Annotated in this window: 18 protein-coding genes and 1 pseudogene; 6 read left to right on the forward strand and 13 right to left on the reverse strand. The window is 35.3% G+C overall.

The window, feature by feature from the left end:
• Positions 1–147, forward strand: a pseudogene (locus HNP81_RS24500) (hypothetical protein); the annotation flags it as partial.
• Positions 148–564: 417 nt separating this feature from the next.
• Here the strand turns inward: HNP81_RS24500 and HNP81_RS19870 are convergent.
• The 3 genes from HNP81_RS19870 to HNP81_RS19880 form a co-directional block, all read right to left on the reverse strand.
• Complete coding sequence (locus HNP81_RS19870) at positions 565–1,368, reverse strand: cell wall hydrolase (protein ID WP_182503777.1); 804 nt, start codon at positions 1,366–1,368, stop codon at positions 565–567.
• A 501-nt stretch (positions 1,369–1,869) separates the two neighbouring features.
• Complete coding sequence (locus tag HNP81_RS19875; RefSeq protein WP_182503778.1) at positions 1,870–3,303, reverse strand: amidohydrolase; 1,434 nt, start codon at positions 3,301–3,303, stop codon at positions 1,870–1,872.
• Positions 3,304–3,393: 90 nt separating this feature from the next.
• The gene (locus HNP81_RS19880; protein WP_182503779.1) at positions 3,394–4,629 is read right to left on the reverse strand and encodes an MFS transporter; all 1,236 of its coding nucleotides are present in this window, start codon (positions 4,627–4,629) and stop codon (positions 3,394–3,396) included.
• Between the two features lie 165 nt (positions 4,630–4,794).
• Between HNP81_RS19880 and HNP81_RS19885 the strand changes: the two genes are divergently transcribed.
• A complete protein-coding gene (locus HNP81_RS19885; RefSeq protein ID WP_182503780.1) occupies positions 4,795–6,870 on the forward strand; it encodes a helix-turn-helix domain-containing protein in 2,076 nt (691 codons plus the stop codon).
• A gap of 456 nt (positions 6,871–7,326) precedes the next feature.
• On the opposite strand, the gene sigH is transcribed toward HNP81_RS19885, so the two are convergent.
• From sigH to HNP81_RS19905, 4 genes are all read right to left on the reverse strand, one after another.
• Entirely contained in the window at positions 7,327–7,977 is a 651-nt protein-coding gene (gene sigH, locus HNP81_RS19890; RefSeq protein WP_182503781.1) for an RNA polymerase sporulation sigma factor SigH, read from the reverse strand.
• Positions 7,978–8,488: 511 nt separating this feature from the next.
• On the reverse strand, positions 8,489–9,241 hold the full coding sequence (gene tatC, locus HNP81_RS19895) for a twin-arginine translocase subunit TatC (protein ID WP_182503782.1): 753 nt from the start codon (positions 9,239–9,241) through the stop codon (positions 8,489–8,491).
• A 71-nt stretch (positions 9,242–9,312) separates the two neighbouring features.
• The gene (locus HNP81_RS19900; RefSeq protein WP_082625281.1) at positions 9,313–9,489 is read right to left on the reverse strand and encodes a twin-arginine translocase TatA/TatE family subunit; all 177 of its coding nucleotides are present in this window, start codon (positions 9,487–9,489) and stop codon (positions 9,313–9,315) included.
• 58 nt (positions 9,490–9,547) lie between these two features.
• Positions 9,548–10,762, reverse strand: coding sequence for a metallophosphoesterase family protein (locus HNP81_RS19905; RefSeq protein ID WP_182503783.1), 1,215 nt, complete (start codon positions 10,760–10,762; stop codon positions 9,548–9,550).
• Between the two features lie 718 nt (positions 10,763–11,480).
• Here HNP81_RS19905 and HNP81_RS19910 point away from each other — a divergent pair.
• Complete coding sequence (locus HNP81_RS19910; protein WP_182503784.1) at positions 11,481–12,281, forward strand: DeoR/GlpR family DNA-binding transcription regulator; 801 nt, start codon at positions 11,481–11,483, stop codon at positions 12,279–12,281.
• Between the two features lie 147 nt (positions 12,282–12,428).
• Here the strand turns inward: HNP81_RS19910 and hbs are convergent, their stop codons facing one another.
• Both hbs and HNP81_RS19920 read right to left on the reverse strand, forming a co-directional pair.
• On the reverse strand, positions 12,429–12,701 hold the full coding sequence (gene hbs, locus HNP81_RS19915) for a non-specific DNA-binding protein Hbs (RefSeq protein WP_182503785.1): 273 nt from the start codon (positions 12,699–12,701) through the stop codon (positions 12,429–12,431).
• Positions 12,702–13,294: 593 nt separating this feature from the next.
• The gene (locus HNP81_RS19920; RefSeq protein ID WP_182503786.1) at positions 13,295–13,876 is read right to left on the reverse strand and encodes a hypothetical protein; all 582 of its coding nucleotides are present in this window, start codon (positions 13,874–13,876) and stop codon (positions 13,295–13,297) included.
• A gap of 502 nt (positions 13,877–14,378) precedes the next feature.
• On the opposite strand from HNP81_RS19920, the gene HNP81_RS19925 reads away from it, so the two are divergent.
• From HNP81_RS19925 to HNP81_RS19935, 3 genes are all read left to right on the forward strand, one after another.
• Positions 14,379–14,615 (forward strand): hypothetical protein, encoded by a 237-nt coding sequence (locus HNP81_RS19925; protein ID WP_182503787.1) that lies wholly within the window; start codon positions 14,379–14,381, stop codon positions 14,613–14,615.
• Positions 14,616–14,647: 32 nt separating this feature from the next.
• On the forward strand, positions 14,648–15,088 hold the full coding sequence (locus HNP81_RS19930) for a ferritin family protein (RefSeq protein WP_182503788.1): 441 nt from the start codon (positions 14,648–14,650) through the stop codon (positions 15,086–15,088).
• A gap of 435 nt (positions 15,089–15,523) precedes the next feature.
• Positions 15,524–15,766: a metallophosphoesterase family protein gene (locus HNP81_RS19935; RefSeq protein WP_182503789.1), complete on the forward strand. Its 243-nt coding sequence runs from the start codon at positions 15,524–15,526 to the stop codon at positions 15,764–15,766.
• 487 nt (positions 15,767–16,253) lie between these two features.
• Here HNP81_RS19935 and HNP81_RS19940 read toward each other — a convergent pair whose 3' ends face one another.
• The 4 genes from HNP81_RS19940 to HNP81_RS19955 form a co-directional block, all read right to left on the reverse strand.
• Complete coding sequence (locus HNP81_RS19940) at positions 16,254–17,183, reverse strand: nucleoside hydrolase (RefSeq protein WP_182503790.1); 930 nt, start codon at positions 17,181–17,183, stop codon at positions 16,254–16,256.
• Positions 17,184–17,208: 25 nt separating this feature from the next.
• Positions 17,209–18,390, reverse strand: a complete 1,182-nt coding sequence (locus HNP81_RS19945) for a NupC/NupG family nucleoside CNT transporter (RefSeq protein ID WP_182503791.1) — start codon at positions 18,388–18,390, stop codon at positions 17,209–17,211.
• A gap of 139 nt (positions 18,391–18,529) precedes the next feature.
• Entirely contained in the window at positions 18,530–19,447 is a 918-nt protein-coding gene (locus HNP81_RS19950) for a pseudouridine-5'-phosphate glycosidase (protein ID WP_182503792.1), read from the reverse strand.
• Entirely contained in the window at positions 19,448–20,542 is a 1,095-nt protein-coding gene (locus HNP81_RS19955; RefSeq protein ID WP_028394015.1) for a carbohydrate kinase, read from the reverse strand.
• Between the last annotated feature and the right edge of the window lie 346 nt (positions 20,543–20,888).

Raw genomic sequence — 20,888 nt, forward strand, 5'->3', positions numbered from 1 at the left:
TGGTTAGATCCTTCTATACATGATACCGACTATCTGCAACAGTTCCTTAAACCATTTGACGCACTCCAAATGGAAGCTTTTGAAGTATCATCCGATGTTAATACACCAAAGAACAATTCTCCTAATTTAATTCAACAAATATACTGAGCGTTCACCCAGAGAGTCAATTTTTTCTTTTAATAGGTCAATCCTTCACTAATCCTGCTCTCTATTTATTAACACCAAATTCCATATAATCCATCATAATAGTCCACAAAAAAAGGCTACTTATAAAGAGTAGCCAATATTAGTGAAGGGTAACCCATTATATGTAGCCTCCATGCTTGCCCGTTCTAAATTTAGGACGGGGGTAAAAATATAGTTGTTTAATTTCCCATGTGAAATACTTCATTATACAAAAAGATAAAACAATATAGTAAATTTTATTCCACAATCGCGATTCTTGAATACCTAAAATATAATCGCAACCTATTTATAACCCTTAGAATACATACTCCGTTTATTTCTCTTATTTTTATATTTTGATAAAATTCGAGGTTTGCGCTAGAACCTAATTATGAGTATTTACTTGGCGAATACATGGTTGCCAATAACGGCTGTTACTTGTTGTGTTCCCACCCAATGATTGTCTGCTATTTTCGGATTGTAGAAAAACAGAGCGTCATTTACATGATTGGGATTAGATAGCGCTTCATTCACTGCTCGTTTTGATTCTTCAGATGCAGGATGATTAATAGCGCCATTTCCAACAGGTGAAAATTCGTATTTTCCGTTTGGGAGAGGCTGATAAATTACATCATGAATAGAATTTGGGAATTTGGGAGATGCTAAGCGATTTAACACAACTGTAGCTACTGCCACTTTCCCTTGATATAGCTCACCTTTCGCTTCTGCCTCTACTAATCTTGACAATAAGTCTTTATCTTCAACTGAAATAGCAGAAGACTGATCCGGCTGTGCTTGAGGTGAAGAAGCCCTGCTTCCGATCGTTAACGTTTGTCCAATATAAATAGTATCATTTTGTAACTGATTCGTTGCTTTTAGTCCTTCCACTGTTACTCCATTTTGTTTTGCAATGCTAAATAAAGTATCTCCCGTTATCACCTTATGTATAGAAGAAATGCTAGCTTGTGCTACTCCTGTATGATCAGGAATTGTTAATGTTTCACCAACATATATGATATCATTTTGACGATTATTTGCTTTTTTTAATCCATCAACTGTTATCCCGTTCTGTTTACCAAGTCCCCATAAAGTATCTCCTTTCACCACTTTATGTGGTGCTGCATCTGCTGTTCCTTGTGCTACTAGAAATGCTAAAGATGCTACAGAAGTAACTACCCATTTTTTCACGCTTGTCTTTTTCATAAAAATACCTCCTGAAAAACCTAACCTGCTATTACCTTAGCATAGAAATTTAGGGTTCCATGAAAAATATGGGTTACATTTGTTCTAATTCGATTAAAATTCTTACATAGCAGATGATAATGTTACAACATTTACGGTCGACTTGACAATTTACTAAATACATGACGGTAATATTGCTAATTAACTTTCGAGGAGCTTTTTTCTGTTATGCCGACGTTTTTATAGTTGGATATAGGAGCTCTACCAGGTTTAAACTTCCAATTTTTTTAATAGTATGGCTAACAATATAGCTGAAATGACTGGCAAAGAATTGAGTGAACTATCAGAATGACAGGCACAAAAAAAGCTAATCATAAAGGGTAGCCAATAGTAGTGAAGGCTATCCCATTATATGTAGCCTCATTGCTTGCCCGTTCTTCACACATGTCCGAATCGTTTATTCCTGCACAAATGTAAACTGACAATTAAATTAATCTTTTACTCACTCTAATAATCATTATTTCATGTTGCCGAAACAGGAATTGTTTCTGTTTTTGGTACAGGTGGTTTAACAGTAGCAGGTATACCTGGTATGTAAACTACTCCATCTGTACTTGTCTTGAATTCAGCTTTTGCTTTTTCAAGAATTCCATCTTGATCGAGCAGCAATTCATAAGCAGTTAATGCCATTATTTTTGCTGCATAATGCATTCCCTTCAGCCCAATCGATGAACCAAATGAGGCTGTAGCCTGCCAAGTATGGAATTGAACCCCTAGTGGTGCGCAAGTAGTCATAATTTGCCCCATGGGAACAATCCAAGATACATCTCCTACATCGGATGATCCACCAATGGTTAAACCGAAATGATCCATGTTGTGGTAAAAGTCTGTATCGAGCGTTTTACTTGCATCCTTACTCATAAGGTGAGTTTTCGCTCCTGCCAACACAGATGGCTCAACCGTTTGAAGGAGTTCTTCAGCAAATGTCTCTTCCTCTTGAGTAAAAGTGAATGGTTCTGCTGCTTCTGCTTGCCTATACATAAGCTCATTCAGAGTTTCGTTTGGGAGTGTTTCATAGCATCCAGATTTGATTTCCCAGTGTACCGAGGTCTCTGTCATCATAGCTGCCCCTTGAGCAACTTTTATTAACCTTTCCTCTAATTCCTCCACCTGTTTACGGTCTGCTCCACGCAAGAAATAATAAACACTAGCCTTATCAGGTACAACATTGGGTGCCATTCCCCCGTTTGTAATCTGATAGTGGATGCGAGAACCATCTAGAACATGCTCCCGTAAATAGTTAGCACCGACATTCATTAACTCAACGGCGTCTAGTGCACTGCGTCCAAGATGTGGAGCAGCACCTGCATGGGCAGTTCTCCCAGAGAAATAAAATTCGATTGCCGTTAATGCCTGAAATCGAAAATTTGCTGTCGTATTGATCGTTCCAGGGTGCCATGTAAGGGCGCAATCTAAATCATCAAATACGCCAGCTCTTGCCATAAAAGTTTTTCCGGATAGCAGTTCTTCAGCAGGGCACCCATAGTATCGAATCGTCCCTGGTAGCATTTCTGATTCCATTCTTTCCTTAAGAGCAATCACAGCATTTACCCCAGCAGTACCAAGCAAGTTGTGACCACAGCCATGTCCTGGGCCATTTGGAACGATTGGGTTATAATTTGGAGTGATGTCTTGGGATAATCCTGGTAGGGCATCAAATTCGCCGAGAATCCCTATGACTGGTTTTCCTTTACCGTATTGTGCAACAAAAGCGGTTGGCACATCACCAATCCCAGAAGTAACCTCAAATCCTGCTTCTTCTAGAGTCTTAATTTGCAAGGTAGATGCAAACGTTTCATTATAGCCTAATTCAGGGTTTGACCAAATTTGTTTGGCCAAGTCTGTAAATTTAGCTTCATTCTCATCCATCCACTTAGTAATGTTCGATTTGCCCATTTCTTCATCCCCTTTTCTTTAATTATTGACTCTGTTAAAGTTCAATGTTTAAAACAGCCTAGTGATTCATTCAATCCTGCGACCAATCCCTCAATTTGCTTTTTCTACAGCAGAATAATCTGTTGCTGTTTGGCTCTTTTTAGATAATGGTAAGAAACAAGCTACAACTGCAGCGACTAGGCAGCATACTGTTAAGAAAATGAACGCGGCTTTGTAAGACCCTGTCGAAGCGATAAGGGCCCCCATAATCATTGGGGAAATAATACCTGCAGCCTGTCCTCCAAAATTTATGATGCCAAATGCGGTACCCACTACTTTCTGTTCCATAACCCGATGTGGCACTGTAAAGACAAAACTCATGACAAATGACATAAAAGTAAAAGCAATGCTCTGATACAGAATGACCTGAAAAACACCGGATGCAAGTGACATTAAATAAAGAGAAGCCCCTGTAATAATAATTCCAGTTATTACTCCATATTTTGCCTTCGAACCAATCTTATTAATGATTCTTCCACTAATAATCATCCCTATTGTCAGAAATAAGGTAGGAATCGCACTGAATAACCCAACTGATTTAAGATCGATTCCAAGTCCCTGCATTAAGTATGAAGGCATCCAGGAAAGAAGACCCCAGTTTGTAACATTAACAAAAAAGAAGATTAATAGAACTTTCCATAAATAAGAATTGCAGAGCAACTGTGCATATTCTTTTCTACTAGGCTTCACTGCTACCCCAGAATTAGAGTAAGTCCCTGCTTGCCTAGTGGATAGAAGAAACCAGACCACAAAAACAACACCTAATAGACCGACGAATAAAAACACGTTCCGCCAACCAAATGCAACTAATAGTGGAGCACAAAGAATCGGCGCAAGAGCAGCACCAAATGCATTTGAAGACATCATTGTGGATTGAGCTTTCGTCCTTTTATCAGCGGGAAAATAATCAGATATTGCTTTCGTACTTGCTGCAGGATATCCCCCTTCGCCAAGCCCAAAAAGAAACCGAATAAGAAGTAACGAAGTAAGAGACCAAGCAAGTCCAGACAATGCAGTAAATATCGACCAGGCCACAACAGCTACCACGATGACTTTTCGTGATCCAAAACGGTCTGCAAGCCAGCCACCTGGAATCTGCATTAGTGCATATCCCATGAAGAAGGCACTTAGTACAATCCCTAATTTTGATGCATCAAGTGTTAAATCTTCTCCAATCTGTACAATTGCAAGACTTATAACAGTTCTGTCAATGTACGATATAATCCATCCAAAATAGAGAACTAATAAAATCATTTTACTTCTTGAATTGTTAGCGCTTTCATTCATTGTAAAACCTACCTTTTTTTTAAAATGTGTGTAGATTAACTATAAATAAACAAGCCATTATTGTCATTGTCTAAACTTACATTACTTTCTGAATATTATTGTAAATCTCTACAATATATAGGATGATGAATGGAGGATTGTACAATTAGTTAAGGGGTGAATCGTATGGAACAGAATGAGATTACAATGCGCGGATTTAATGGTGCTTTGACATACCATGTTTGGATGTTGTCTTGCACAGAAGAGTGGGTCCACTTATATAACGACCTATTTATCGATCATGAGGAAACCCTTTTTTCAAATGAAGATTTATGGCCGTATTCAACCGATATAGAAAGTAATAACTATTCTACTTGCTACAATCCTCAGACAAGAAGCCAATTGTTTGAGTTTGCAACGGAAGTACCTGAATCAACTTTAGTCCGTGCCTGTTTACATTCCGATAGGACGTTATCTGAAATCGAGTGTGATTTTTTTGTGCTGAAAGTCCGTAATTTGCTACTTCAACAAACATTAGAGCGATACTGGCATGAAAATGATGCATGGCTAGAGGGTTTGCATTCGCTAACTTCAATGCTCGAGTTGGAGGAACTGTTAAACAACATCATGCATAACGTATTGATTGCTATTCCAACAGTGGACCTTGGATTTTTAATGCTTTATGACGATGAGACACAAAAACTTACTCCAAAAGCAAGCTTTGGATTTGGACCAACTATTTATGATTTCAAGACCAGCATAGGTGAAGGTGTTGGAGGAAAGGTATTCCAGGATGGAATAGGTCGTATCTTCAATACTGAACAAGGATTGGAAGCTATGACTAATGTTCAGGAAAACAATATGAAAAGTTTATTGGCTGCAATGGGAGTTACAGTGATTACTAATACAATAGTAATGGCTGTTCCTGTAAGAATGAACGAGGAAAAGATTGGTGTGATAATTGTCCATCAAATTACGAACAAACGAAAGTTGACTAACTCAGATTTACGCCGGTTGCAAGGTTTTGCTGATCAGGTAGCAATTGCCATTACCAACGCAAGACTTTTTTCGAAATTAAAGGAAACAAATGGGTATTTGGTTAAACGGAACCATATTCACGAAGTTTTTACAAAACTGTCTTTAAAGGATTCTGATTTGAATATGATTGCTAAAACAGTTGAACGGATGATCAACCTCCCTGTTTCTCTTTTTGATATAACTAAAAACGAATGGTACCCACATTACACACCACTTTCAAAGAAGCTAAAGAATACAGATTTATTAAATGGATGGGAGGATTCTGTAGATACATTAAGAGTTACGATTAATGAAACTCCTGTTCATTTGTATCCAATTGTTAATGAGGGGATTCCAATTGGTTACTTTGTCGTAGAGCTCCAGCGATTACTCTCTCCTATTGATACTGTAGTGTTAGAGCAGGGGAGTGCTTTAGTTGCACTAAAAATGGTCAATGTCTATTCCATGACAGATATGTACTATAAACAATGTTATGAATTTTTTAATGAACTTCTCCATTATAGGGAGCCGAATCTGCTTGCTTCTAAATCAAGAGATTTTGGTCTTTCTCCAGACAAACCACTTTTTGTCACAGTCATGCAACTGAGTGGGAAGGTACAAGTCGTCGGTAAACGTGAAACATACCAAAGAAAGCTAATTGCCACTCTACATAATGAACTGGCATCTTTTCAGTATCTTCTATTTGGTTTTCAGGATAAAGTGACCATCATCGTGAATGTCACTTCTGAGTCCCAACAAGAAGATGCAATGCAAAAATTAGAAAATGTAGGAAATCTGTGGGCAAATAAGGATGCTCCAGTCCTAACGGGAGGTATAGGGGGGGGTTACCAAGGTCTTGAATATGTTGCAAGGAGTTTTAAAGAAGCGAATAAATCATTATCCTATATCTCAAATCGTGGAACTACTGGCATTATCAATTATGATAATATTGGCATTAACCGTTTGTTTATAAATCAGCAAACGGAGGATATTAGACAATTTATTCAAGAGGTGTTCACACCACTACAATCTCCTAAGGCCCAGTCAAGTAATTTGGACTTGACACTAAGAACATACATTGCTGCTAATCGATCGATACCCGAAACAGCAGAACGTCTGCATATTCATCAAAATACACTCTACCATCGAATAAGAAAAATTGAGGAAATATTGGAAGTCGATCTAAACGATTCTAGTGATTGGCTTAAATTACTTCTAGCCTGTCATCTTAGTAGTTTGTACTGAAATTTTCATCCTAGAAATTAAAGGATTAGGATAAGATGGGGTGAGATTCTGTGATTGAGTCAAGTTTTGTGGGAAATGTTGCTTTAAAATAAAGTTTGAATAAATTAACTCTATAAACCTTGATACAAGAGCAAATAGAAAAAGCGTGTTTTGAAAAAAGATTGATCAAATCATGCTTTTTCTATATTCAACTGAATCATCCTTTTATAAAAAAATATCCCGGTGAATCATTCTTTTATAAAAAAGATTGATCATTTCTGTGATCCATCTTATACAGATAGCTAAGGGTTCGAAGTTATCACTCCCTTATCCCCCTGTTCATACCGTACGTGAGACTTTCACCTCATACGGCGATCCAACTAATCCAATTCAATTTAACCATCAACACTTTATGTGTCTCAACTCCTCTTCCGTTTCAATAAATCGGTGCCTCCTTAAAAATTTAAAATTAAGTTTTTAAATTACGATTTTTTCCCTCAATATCTGTTCAAGTTTTCTTTTCACTCGCTGGAGAGCATTATCAATCGACTTTACATGTGTGTTCAATTCTTCAGAAATTTCCACATATGAATGTCCTTTAATATAAAGGTCCAACGCTCTTCTTTCCAACTCACTAAGCAATTTTGATATTTTTTGATCTATATCATCAGAGTTTTCTTTGTTTATGATTAATACTTCCGGATTCATTATTTCTTGTTCAGAAATCATATCCATGAGCGTATAGTTTGATTCATTATCGTATAGTGGCTTGTCCAGAGATATATAAGCATTTAGAGGACCATGCTTTTGACGATTCGCCATTTTGATCGCCGTTATGATTTGTCTTGTGATACAAAGATCAGCAAAAGCTTTAAACGAGGTCATCATGTCGTCTTTAAAGTCACGAATAGCTTTATATAGACCAATCATTCCCTCTTGATCTAGATCCTCTTTATCTGCACCAATCAAAAAGTATGGACGTGTTTTCATCTGAACGAAGTACTGGTATTTATTAATTAAGAATGCCAGTGCTTCGCTATCACCACTATGAACCATCTTTACCAATACTTTATCTTCTAAATTAGCATAATTTTCAACAATTTGATTTACCTCGATATTTACACTCACTGATATCCCTCCGACAAACTTTACTGAATCTATTACTTAATTAATTGATATATTTCTTTTCTATATAGAATAATTTATCTAGTAATTATGTATTCATTATAGAAATCCGCTGAATAAATCGATTTTATTGTTTTTTGGTCAACCATCTATCAAATTAGTATTTTAATGTATAATAAATGAAAACGCTGTCGATTAAAGTCTTATGTAGGTCTGTTTATTAAATAGTAAGTCCCATTCCTTAGATTCATATATCAGCTTTAAGAGATAATATCACTGTTAACTTTTCCTTAAAAATTGTAAAAACCACCTACTAATTAATTTAATAGGTGGTTTTATATATTTGCACACGTTGTGCATTTAGCCCATTATATGTAGCCCTCATGTCTAAATAAGCCAGCCTTGCCCTTCGGCAAAACTGACTTATAACTATACCCCGCATATGCATACTCTAGCAGCTATGAGTTGTAAATACCGTTGACATTATTGAAATACCAGCTGTCTTTTTAATTGTTTATGATGTTTTTTTCAGCGGAATAATATTATTATCTGTTTGTTGTTTTTTGATTTTTTTTCGATATACGATTTTAGACAATGTAACACTAAATTCATATAAAACGAATAGTGGTACGATAACCAATATATCCGACAAAATATCAGGTGGAGTTATGAAAATAGCTAAAAGGGTTAGTAAAAAGTAAGACATCTTTCTAGCTTTAGCTAGAAATATTGGATTAATGACACCAATTGAGGTAAGGAACATGGCAATGAGCGGTATTTCAAATAATAATCCAAACGGCAGTGTTAAGTTTATCATGAATTTAAAATACTTTTCGGCTGTAAACATGGTTTCAAACGTGCCTTTAGATAAGGATAATAAAAAGTTAAGAACAATTGGATACACGACAAAATAACCGAATGAAAGCCCTGTAATAAACAAAGTAAACAATCCAGGAATGTAGGCTAATGTTATTTTTCGTTCTTTTTTCGTTAGTCCTGGTTTTACAAATAACCACGTTTGATGTGCAGCAATTGGGATGGTAAGTGCGAACGCACTCACTCCTGAAATCATAAAATAAACCCATAGGATTTCAGATGGTCCTAATACTGCTAAATCACGATTAAGATCACGGATAAGCCACTCATAAATTTCCTGCACAAACATGAATGATCCAAATAAAAAAACGATAAAAGCGAGTAATGTAATGATTAATCGCTTCCTTAATTCCCCAAGGTGATTCACAAACGTTAACTCATGATTTTTCATATAGGGCTTTTCCTTCTTCCTTTTAGAAATAAGAGGAAGATGTAAGCTTTGAACTTACATCTTCGACACGCTTACTTAGAATGACCACTATCTTTTTCCTCTGACATTAAATCCTTTGCTGAGCTTTTAAATTCTCTTAATGTATTACCAAATGCACGCCCAATTTCAGGTAACTTAGATGGTCCAAATATGATGAGAGCAATAATTAATATTAAAATTAGGCCAGGTACTCCTATATTTTGTAACATGTTGTTACCTCCATTAAAAATATTTTTATACGATAGAGACCGATAAGATGAACTGTATTTATCCTTTCACTGCTTTTTCCTTTTCTTCATTATTTAATGGTAAAGGATCCATACTTTGATCGTTCGCTGTTAAATCAATTCCATAGTCCTTAGCGAAAACCATATGGGTTTCTACAAGAACACCTTCTTTATTTTCATCCAAATTGAAAACTCTCGCTCCACGAAGTCTGTTTCTTTCAGCACCAGAAAGACCGTACGTTCCAAAACCTGTGTTACCAGCATACCCAAGCAAAATTCCATAATAGTTGCCACAATAAGTGTTTATATGATCATGTCCGCAGAAAACACCCTTAACGTCGCCTCTCTCTAACATGGCTGAAAACAAACCTCCGTTAACCGGTCCTGGACATTCATCTTCATTTCTTTCTCCTACTATATTATGTTTCGTCGCTGCAAGATCATGGTTAGCTTGTGTTCTGCTATCAACACTTCCATACCACATAAAACGATGTTCCCAAAGAGGAATATGAATGAACACGAGTGAAGGTACTTTATAACCGTACTGCTTCTCAAGTTTTTTGGATTTCTCATAATACCAATTAACTTGATTAAAACGAAGCCAGTCCCAAGTAGGGTATCCTTTAAAATCTTGTCCAGCTATTTGTGCTGGTGCATATCTTCCGCTATCAAGAAGCCAGAGGTTAAATGCGGCTTTATTGCCTTTTGATTTTCTTATTAAGAGGTTCATGTTTCCTGTTCCAGTAATGTCCTTTTCTCCAGGTTCATTCATATTATTTTTGTACTTCATATAGAACTTCAGCATGTCATTCTCATACATTCCACTCTTGGTAGAAGAATCTTCATCATGATTTCCAAAGGTAACCGCCCATTTTATTCCTCTTTTTTCCATTGGTTGAGCTACATTATTTAAGGCTTGTTTCATCTCTAGTTCCGTATCACAGCCGCCTGTAATATTGTCACCGTTAAGAACAACAAAATCCGGCTTCTCTGAGTCAAGAACTTTCTCCATAAGTTCAATTGTCCTGCGATCAATTCGTTCATCATCTTGAGTGTCGTTAAATTGTACAACTTTAAACTTTCCATCTGAGTTAAATTGAAGCTTAGCATTTTCAAATTTTTCAGCATGTACATTGTTAGTAAATAAATCTCCCGGCAAACCAGTTGACGCAAGTGTTAACGCAAGCGTACTCATTCCTCCTATTTTCATAAACTCCCTTCTGTCTAACCCTTTGTTTAGATCCTGATTACTCATGAAAATTACCTCCAAATTTTTTAAAATTAATAGAGCCTAGCAATCGAAAAGAGTAAAAATAGGGGAAAAGCATTAAACAGTTTCAAGTATAAGCAATCATTATTTAAGAACTGCCGCCATTATCCCCGTAATCTACCTTTACATCATAGAATAAAAATATTGATAGATTATTAATTATGCTAGAAAGGAAAGTAAAAAAAACAAAGAAAAAACAGAAATCAAATAAACCAAAGCAAACGACACAAAAATGCCTTTCTAAGAAAACATTTAGATTATTTATCGCAGATTAAAGGGCAGTAAAACCCTTAACGAAAAGACTTAGAGAGATCGATGAGGATAAGTGGGGGTTAACTATCCGTAAAGGCCCAATTAAAGGAACATAGACTAAGACCGCCACGTCCTGTGGCAACGTCTGTGTAACCCACATCCTCGTAAAAGCTACCGCTTTTCCTTCGTGCGATGTATAAGCTTCCGAAGCCTTCCTTTTCCTGTGGGCTGCAACTAACACTCAGTGGGGGATGAAGAAACCCCCACTGAGTGAAGTTTCACTTTATAGTAGATAAGATAGATTAAAAAGATGATTTTTTGATATTGTTTTACTTTCCATTTTTGAATAATTTACAAAACTTAATTTTTCCTTAGTCTTATTTTTATTTTCATTTCTTATAATATATGAAAACAAAACAAATCAAAATGATGGAGGCCTTGGGAAGATTATATGGATAAGTATTTAATTACAGAAAGATATAGAGTAATAACTAGAGAACTTGAGCTAAAAAATAAAATTAATGTAGTAGATTTAGCAATAAAATTAAACGTAACACCAGAAACGATTCGAAAAGATTTAAGTGCGCTTGAGGAGAAAAAGAAATTACGCAGAATTCACGGCGGGGCTATTCATTATTTTGGCTTGATTAAAGAACCTCATTTTAATAAAAAAATCGGCATCTCTCATCATCAAAAAAAAATGATAGGGGAATCTGCCGCAACTTTCATTATGGATGGAGAAACAGTTGCACTAGATGTTGGATCAACAACCTTACATATTGCGAGTTCAATTAAAAATGTAAAAAATATCACGATTGTGACCAACTCATTAGCAGCAGCCGAAATCTTAAATAATCGATTAGAAAACCAACTATTTGATGGCAAAGTAATCGTCCTTGGAGGAACAACTAATCCACTGCAACGTTCAATCAGTGGACCATTAACCAATCATTTATTAGAACACTTTTATTTTGATAAAGCGTTTATTTCATGTGGAGGAATAAGCAAAGATGGAATATGTGATTTCGATATTGATGAAGCAACTGCATCTACTATTATGATGAAAAGATCAAGAAGTGTTTATGTTGTAACTGATTCCTCCAAAATTAATCAGAAAGCTCTTTTTCATATAGGGTCATTCTCATCAATTGATTGTGTTATTACAGATCAAGAAATGCCCGCTGATTGGTCTAAAGATGCTATGGTTAGAAACCTAAAATGGATAAAAGTAGGTAATATGTATGAAAATTGATTACCATGTTCATCTTGAAGATGATTAAACTTTTTTCAAATTCATATCTATTGAAAAAAACAGAAATGATACTTATTTAAATAGAAAATACTCTGGAGAGTACTCATCCCCAGAGTATTTTTACACTATCATAACGAGCTATTCATGCTATTTAACAGCTTCTTTTAATTCCTTACCTGGTTTAAAAGCAGGAACTTTGGAAGCTGCAATTTGTATTTCTTCTCCTGTTTGTGGGTTTCTACCTGTACGAGCTGCCCGATCGCGCACTTCAAAAGTTCCAAATCCAACTAATTGGATCTTTTCTTCTTTAGCAAGCGTATTTGAGATTGTTTCAATCAAAGCATCCACTGCTTTTTTAGCGTCTTCTTTTGTTAATTCTGCTTGTGCTGCCACCGCATTCACTAGATCCGTTTTGTTCATCGTTCAAACACCTCGTCCTTTATTCTAAAAAGTATGTAGTATTTCTCCCTAAACATAACATACGTTCGGTGTGTCTGTCACTTGTAAAGCTAGAGAATATAATAGGTAGCTATATTTCTGTCATTATTGGATTCCCTCTTTGCAAATTCCGATAAGGAGTATTATGTAAACTCATCTTGAAATAAATGTGAGTTTTTAATCTATCTAATTAGCTAAAGGCTGCTTTAATTCAACAACGTGACACCAAATTGGTGGTCTTTTTAATATGCGAAAATAGGAAAAGTCATACATTTAGAAAAACCCCTTATTCAACAAAGGAGTAGGATTTAAAGAAGGACGACCTATAATGTTTGTCCTTCTTATCAGAATCCCTCGTAACCCTGTATACAACTTAACATAATAATGAGGCAATCAATTGGCTAATTTTTAGTATGTTTTAAATTAAAAAAGTGAAACATGAAACAAAAAATATTGTCTCAATAGATCTTAGTCTATGTTGACGTGTGATGAAACGGGGGGACATGAAAAAGAGTTTATTGTATAAGGAACTGATCCTCATGCGACAAACCCTTTTTATAATGTTCATTATTCAATTAAAAAGACGCATGAATCATAAATAAAATGAGAAATCCAATAGCCAGTTTTAAATGCCAGTTTTTATCTTTTCTCTTGAATCGTTTAAGCCCCATAAATAGGAGAAAAAATAAGAGAATAACAGCAAGGATTCCCGTGATATTCGTAAAGTCCCATTTAAATCCCCTCATAATCGCTAAATAACTATGAAGCAAAATTAATCCAGTAGATACTATCGCAAGGGGCACATGCCATTTGCGGACTAACTTTCCTAAACCCTGTATGAAACTCTTTAATTGGAGATTGTTCCATCCTATTGTTTTCAAAGGTTTCCATTTTAATAAAAGAAAAACAGGATAGATAGCAAAAACGACAAAATACACAATTCTTGAAATAGACCCAAATTGTTTTAGGATACCCTTATAATGTTTGTATTCTTGTATCATTAGCTGATGATGATTAAGAGAGATGAGTAACAATCCAATGAAAAATAAACAAATTGTTATGGTTATACAGATAACGATGGTTTTTCTTTCTTTTGGATTTGGAATATAACTGGATAAAAAATGAGTGTTTTTTCTAGCACTCGGATTTGAACTCATCGTAGATGCTCCCTAGTATTTTAATGTGAAATATAACGTCAGTATAGTCTATATAAATGAAAATTTGATTAAAATTAGATAAGTTTTATATAAATTTTTTCTTATAAAAAGGAAGTTGATACTTTTTAAATTATCTATATATTACGATAATGTATCCATCTACTGCGTGATCTATACAAATAGTATAGATAGGACTATCCATTTGTTTTTTATGCAGCTACCATGCTTCTTCAGAAGCCGAAAATGTTGATTCATCACAATGTATAAAATCATGTATAACCAATAAAAATGGGGAATTCTGAACCCCTTGGTGCTCGGGTAGCTTTAATTCAACAGCATGACTACCAAATTGGCTGACTGTCACTTATCGTCTTGTGAACGCTAATACCATGAGAGGTTATGACTATAAACCAAGCATACGTCTACAAATAGGCAAATATCTAACCCTCATTGAACATGGACACATACACTAATTTTGAAACAATTTGAGGAGGAGAGATAAATGGAAAGACAAATTTTGGGAAGTTATGGCTTCATGGGATATGGTGGTTATCCGTTCCATTATGTATATGGTGGATATAGTCATAATCCTTATTATACAACCCACAATCCACTCCACAGTTATGCACCCTTCATAAGCCCAGTCATGTTTCATGGTGTTCCAAGTATAAGTGGATTTCATGGTGTTCATGGAATACCTGGGTTTCATGGTGTACGTAGTTTCGGAGGAGTTAGATAATGCGGTTATGATACTAACGAGGAGGATCTAACATGTATTCTTATTTATATAATTATGATGATACAAATAGACAGTCTAATAAATTGATGAGTGACATTGAAAGAGCAATTAATGGAGAATACAGTGCCATAAATTGTTATGCTAAATTAGCTGAAATGGCTTCGAATGATATGGAACGAAAACAAATCCTTGAAATTCGGAAAGATGAAATAAAGCATTTTCAAGAGTTCGGACAAATTTATGTCAGTCTAACTGGAAGACAACCTCAACCAAAAATCATCCATGAATGTCCTAATATATATTTAAAAGGGCTAAACTTTGCAATACAAGATGAGCAAGAAACTGTTGATTTTTACTTAGATATTGCAGACGAAACATCTAATCAATATATTAAAGAGGTATTTCGAAGAGCATCCGTAGATGAGCAAAATCATGCAGTGTGGTTTTTATACTACTTTTCAAAAGCGAAATGATCGAGCTAATTTCAAATTGTTCATGGCGAACTAATAGGGCCGTTAGTTCCATTAGAAAAATACTACTATTGATGGTATTTTTAATGTACGTTAGAAGAATATCGTTTACCTACAAACAAGATTTTGGTTGCCTTAATATCGCCTTATTTCTATATAAGAGGATTTAGAAAAATCAATTTGCATGTAACATAATATGTATTATGTTACATGCATTTTTTTACTTGGGCACAAAAGATTGATAAGGTTTGTCGTTGTGATAATGGTAGGGAAAAAAATAAATAATTCTTTATTACGGGTTATCGTGAAAAAGAGGCTGTTCCAAAAGGTCATAGAAAAATGAGCTCTCTGGGCCCAGCCTCTTCTCGGAACTTATCAGCTATTGCAACCATGGGTGAGTCCCTTATCCTTATCCTAAACGCGATGGGGATCGACGGTATGACTGCTCACTGGGAGTTTGCCTATAGTCCAAAACATTTAAAAAAACTATCAACATTACTTGATTACCCAATGTTGCCGAATAACTGTTACGATGAGGGTAGCAAACATCCTGTTTTCCCAACACATACTGTAATCGAGAGAGCAGGCTTGAAAATCGGCGTGATTGGGATTGCTTGTCATATTGTAGATAAGACAATGCCTCCACTTCTCCTTTGGCATCAACTTTACACTTGGGAATGAGGAGTTGCCTTCGCAAATTGATAAGTTATGTAGTGTGATAAAGTCAATCTCATAGTGGTTCTTTCACACTTAGGATTCCCTATTGAAGTCAAGATTGCCTCTTAAGTTAAAGGAATTGATGTATTGTTGATTGCACATACCCCTAACCGTCTTAACAAATCTGTCCTTATAAACAACACCCTTATCATCCAATCCGAAAAAGGCGATTCATTTCCACTTATTTAGAGTGTTGCCCTGCATAAAATTGAAGTGAGTGTCTTCTCGCCTAAAATGATAATTGGGGATTTCGGTAAGGTTTAACGACTACTATATTAGTAGTATTGGTTAAACCTTACAAAATACTAAAAAGGAGAGCTGATCACTATGACCGCTCTCCCTTACATATAAATATTATTATTCTTGGAATATTTTGAGTAACAAAATTTTCGAAAAACACATCTGGTATCAATCCTAAAAAATCGGGACGAGGTGCCTGTCCCCGTGTTCCTTAGTATTTTTTAAGCGCTTCAATCATTAGTTTCCAAAAACCTTCTACATCAAGTTCTAATCCAAATTTAGCATTCACTTCTCTACCAGTGACTCCGTGTAGATCAACTAATGTGGTTCCTGCAGTAAACTCACCTTTCGTTTCCACGGTAACGTTTACATCTTTCGTCTTAAACAATTCTGGTGCAACACAATAAGCTACAGTTAATACATCGTGTACAGGTGCCCCATCAAAATCGAACATCTCTTTATAAGTAGAGGCAAAAAATACTAATAATTCACCTACTATTTTTGCAACATTGTTATCAATTTGATTCACTTGATCGATTACTTCTTTTGTTGCCAAAGCTTGATGCGTGATATCTAGCCCCATAACGACGATTGGAAGCCCACTATCAAATACTTTTTTGGCAGCTTCTGGATCCGCCCAAATATTAAATTCAGCCGTTGGTGTCCAGTTACCAAATGTTCCTCCACCCATAAGAACAATTTCTTCTATATTATCCTTAATTTCTGGTGCTTTTGTTAAAGCTAGAGCAATATTTGTTAATGGGCCTGTTGGTAGAATGGTAACAGGCTCTTTTGATTCTTTTACCAGTCTTATGATCGTATCAGCTCCATGCTCCCCACTCCAACTACGAGAAGGCTCGGGCAATTCTGGACCGTCTAAACCTGAATCGCCATGAATACCAGGTGCGGTTTCTCTGATTCGAATCAATGGTTCGCTTGCCCCTTTTGAAACCACAACATCCGGTCGTGAAACTAAATCACAAACTTTTAATGCATTCATCGTCGTTTTTTCAATCTCAGCATTTCCGGAAACAGTTGTAATCGCCAAAATTTCCAATTCTGGTCTTGCTGCTGCTAAAATAATCGCAATTGCGTCATCATGTCCTGGATCACAATCCATAATAATTTTTCTTGTCGTCATAATCATTCACTCCTAGTTTATATGTTTACATTACAATACCTATTATTGTTCCTGAAATGACAGATGCTAATGTCGCACCTAACAATAATTTTAAAGAATATTTTGCAACATAATTCCCTTGTTTTTCACTGATTGACTTGATTGAACCAGCTACAATACCGACAGTTCCAAAGTTTGCAAAACTAACTAAATAAACAGATACAATAGCAATCGTTTTATTAGAAAGATGGCTGGAAATATCACCAAAATTCAACATGGCAACAAATTCATTCGTAATTAGTTTTGTCGCCATAATTCCACCTGCCTGTACAGCATCTGCCCATGGAACACCCATTAAGAAAGCGATTGGTGCAAAAATATGGCCAATAACTGTCTGGAAGGAAACATGAAATACGCCTACAAAGACTACATTAATCAATTCCATCAAGGAAATAAATCCTAGTAGCATAGCAGCAACAATAATAACAATTTTAAAGCCATCCATTACACTTTCACCAATCATTTGGAAGAATGGAAGTCTTTCTTTTTCTTCAATTTGAATTAAATCTTCATCATCAGCTAAATCATATGGATTAATAATATTAGCAATGATGAGTGCACTAAAAATATTCAATACTACTGCCGTTACCACATATTTAGGCTCTAACATGGTCATATAAGACCCAACCATCGCCATACTTATTGCACTCATTGCTGACGTACAAATCGTATAAAGTCTTTTTGGAGATAGAAGCGGAATTTGTTTAATAATCGTTAAGAACACTTCTGGTTGTCCAAGTGCAGCTGTAGATACAGCAAAATAGCTTTCTAGTTTACCCATTCCTGTTATTTTACTTAAAAACAATCCGATATATTTGATCACGAACGGTAATACTTTTATATAATTTAGTATCCCTATTAATACGGATATGAAAACAAGCGGTAATAACACGGAAAGGAAAAATGTAAATCCACCTTCATTCACCAAATTTCCAAATACAAATTCGATTCCTGAATTAGCGATTTTCATTAATTTCTCAAAGAACCCGCCTACTTTAGTAATCGCAATTAACCCAATACTCGTATTCATCATGAAGTACACGGAAATAATTTGCACAGCCAACATGATCAGAATACGTTTATACTTGATTTGTTTTCTATTGTTACTTACTAAAAAACCAACAACAAAAACAAGTAAAAGTCCTGTAAGTAAGAAAATAAATTTCATACGTAGCTCTCCCTTTTAATGGTAGCGTTTTCATAGTTTTGGAAAAACAACTTCTATAAAGTTTAGTTGCTAATAAGAATCTAAGACAGCTAACTTTATAGAAGTTAAGTCTAAACTAATGACGAACTCTGTTTATTATTTATTTAGTTTGGTTGTTGAAACTAACTGCAATTTGGCTTCCTACTTTAGCATTGTGTTTTACTAATTCAATATTGGCCACAAGGCTTGTACCGTTCGTTAAATCTTTTATTTTTCCAAGCAAGAATGGTGTACTATCTTTACCAATAATGTTGTTTTCTTCTGCTTCTTTGATTGCTTGAGCAATTATTCCATTGATAAAGTCTTCATCCATAGCATGTTCTTTAGGAATTGGGTTAGCGATTACTGCTCCACCATTAAGGTTTAATTCCCATTTCGTTTTTAATGTTTCTGCAATTACGTCGATTGAATCCGTAGAGATATTTAATTTATGTTCACTACTTCTTGTGTAGAATGCTGGTAAAACTTCTGTTTCATATCCAATTACAGGAACCCCTTTTGTTTCAAGGTATTCAAGAGTAAGTCCTAAATCTAGGATTGATTTAGCTCCAGCACAAATGACAGCTACATCCGTTTGAGCTAATTCATCAAGGTCAGCAGAGATGTCCATCGTCGTTTCTGCACCTTTATGAACTCCACCAATACCACCAGTTACGAAGATTTTGATGTCTGCTAAATCCGCGCAAATCATTGTTGTTGCAACAGTCGTAGCACCAAGTTGTTTTGTAGCAACAATATGAGCTAAGTCACGTCTTGATACTTTAGCAACACCTGAACTTTTACCGAATAATTCTAATTCCTCATCTGTTAAACCAATTTTAATTTTTCCATCAATGATGGCAATAGTTGCTGGAACAGCACCGTTATCACGAACAATTTGTTCAACTTCACGAGCCATTTTTACGTTTTGTGGATACGGCATACCGTGAGAAATAATAGTAGACTCTAATGCAACGATTGCTTTTCCTTCTGCTTTTGCTTGTTGTACCTCTTGTGATAATTCAATATAGTTTTTCATTTAAATTGCCTCCATATCTAAGATAAATTGTTTTTTTGATAATTCTTGTCTAACTGTATACTTTGACATAATCGTTTTATGGGCATTGACCAAGCCAGATTTGACGATGTAATCGATTTCCTTTTTCTGTAGCCAGGAATAAATTACAGCTGAACAAAATGAATCGCCTGCACCTGTTACATCAACAACCATCGGTGTTTCGATAGCTGGAAAATAATGAACCTCTCCATTTTGACTACCTGTCATGACACCTTTTGAGCCATTCGTTACAATCACATTTTTGACACCTAACTCAAGCCATTTTTCAACTGAGTTTTTCCAACTTTCTTCATCACTGATATTAATATTCATAAACGTTTCTGTTTCATCTTTATTTACGATAAGCCAACTTACTGCATTCAAAGATTTTGGAAGCCTATCCATTTTTGGAGATGAAACAGGAATAATGACTAATGGAATATCATGTTTCGATGCGAAAAAGCACAGAAAATCAATCGTTTCACTTGGGCAATTTAAATCCGTTACGATACATTTTGCTTTTTTTAGTATATTAGTATTTTTGATTAACAACTCAGGGGTAATATTCTCAAAAACGTCCATGTCTGCTAATGCAATGGATAAATCCCCCTTCATATCTAAAACGGCTGTATAAGATCCTGTCGTCAAATTGTCACCTTGATAAACATGTTCTAAATTCATGAAAGGAGATGATAAATCATAAATTTCTTGCCACTCTGAATCATGTCCACTTGCTGAAATTAATGTTACATCCTCACCTAATCTACCTAAGTTTTCAGCAATATTTCTCGCGACTCCTCCAACTGATCTAGAAGACTTCACTGGATTAGACGTTTCATTCGTTATTTTACTTTTGGTATAGAATTTCCTATCCACGTTAGCTCCACCTATGCAAACAATAGGAGCTGTTTCATTCAAAACATAAGCCTTGCCAAAGACATACTCTTTCTTGATTAATCCAGAGATAATATTAGCAATCGATGATTTTGATAAACCTAAAATTTCTGATAACTCCTGTTGAGAGATAAATGGATTTTCTCGAATCATACCTAAAATCATCTCTTCATTTTCATTAATATCATTAGCCATTTTTACACCTCTCTTCTTCAAAACAATTGTTTGCATAACCAACATGTGTTTAGTATACGCTTACTTTTTAAATTGTCAATCATCTTTTAAATGATATTTTTATTAACAATGACATGGTTTAAAGATGCCAACTTGTCGGTTGAAACATCAAAAAAACAATTGTTTTCATAACCAACATGTGTTTAGTATACGCTTACTTTTAAAATTGTCAATCATCTTAAAATAATATTTTTATTAGCAATGACATGGTTTAAAGATGCCAACTTGTCGGTTGAAACATCAAAAAAACAATTGTTTTCATAACCAACATGTGTTTAGTATACGCTTACTTTTA

The sequence above is a fragment of the Peribacillus huizhouensis genome (assembly GCF_014138605.1).
Lineage (GTDB): Bacteria > Bacillota > Bacilli > Bacillales > DSM-1321 > Peribacillus > Peribacillus huizhouensis.

Bases quoted from the DNA above. Each gene is read 5' to 3' on its own strand.
- HNP81_RS19870 (WP_182503777.1), bottom strand. From the start codon at position 1,368: ATGAAAAAGACAAGCGTGAAAAAATGGGTAGTTACTTCTGTAGCATCT.
- HNP81_RS19880 (WP_182503779.1), bottom strand. From the start codon at position 4,629: ATGAATGAAAGCGCTAACAATTCAAGAAGTAAAATGATTTTATTAGTT.
- HNP81_RS19940 (WP_182503790.1), bottom strand. From the start codon at position 17,183: ATGACGACAAGAAAAATTATTATGGATTGTGATCCAGGACATGATGAC.
- HNP81_RS19925 (WP_182503787.1), top strand. From the start codon at position 14,379: ATGGAAAGACAAATTTTGGGAAGTTATGGCTTCATGGGATATGGTGGT.
- HNP81_RS19935 (WP_182503789.1), top strand. From the start codon at position 15,524: ATGACTGCTCACTGGGAGTTTGCCTATAGTCCAAAACATTTAAAAAAA.
- HNP81_RS19920 (WP_182503786.1), bottom strand. From the start codon at position 13,876: ATGAGTTCAAATCCGAGTGCTAGAAAAAACACTCATTTTTTATCCAGT.
- HNP81_RS19885 (WP_182503780.1), top strand. From the start codon at position 4,795: ATGGAACAGAATGAGATTACAATGCGCGGATTTAATGGTGCTTTGACA.
- HNP81_RS19945 (WP_182503791.1), bottom strand. From the start codon at position 18,390: ATGAAATTTATTTTCTTACTTACAGGACTTTTACTTGTTTTTGTTGTT.
- HNP81_RS19910 (WP_182503784.1), top strand. From the start codon at position 11,481: ATGGATAAGTATTTAATTACAGAAAGATATAGAGTAATAACTAGAGAA.
- hbs (WP_182503785.1), bottom strand. From the start codon at position 12,701: ATGAACAAAACGGATCTAGTGAATGCGGTGGCAGCACAAGCAGAATTA.
- HNP81_RS19875 (WP_182503778.1), bottom strand. From the start codon at position 3,303: ATGGGCAAATCGAACATTACTAAGTGGATGGATGAGAATGAAGCTAAA.
- HNP81_RS19930 (WP_182503788.1), top strand. From the start codon at position 14,648: ATGTATTCTTATTTATATAATTATGATGATACAAATAGACAGTCTAAT.
- HNP81_RS19950 (WP_182503792.1), bottom strand. From the start codon at position 19,447: ATGAAAAACTATATTGAATTATCACAAGAGGTACAACAAGCAAAAGCA.
- HNP81_RS19900 (WP_082625281.1), bottom strand. From the start codon at position 9,489: ATGTTACAAAATATAGGAGTACCTGGCCTAATTTTAATATTAATTATT.
- tatC (WP_182503782.1), bottom strand. From the start codon at position 9,241: ATGAAAAATCATGAGTTAACGTTTGTGAATCACCTTGGGGAATTAAGG.
- HNP81_RS19905 (WP_182503783.1), bottom strand. From the start codon at position 10,762: ATGAGTAATCAGGATCTAAACAAAGGGTTAGACAGAAGGGAGTTTATG.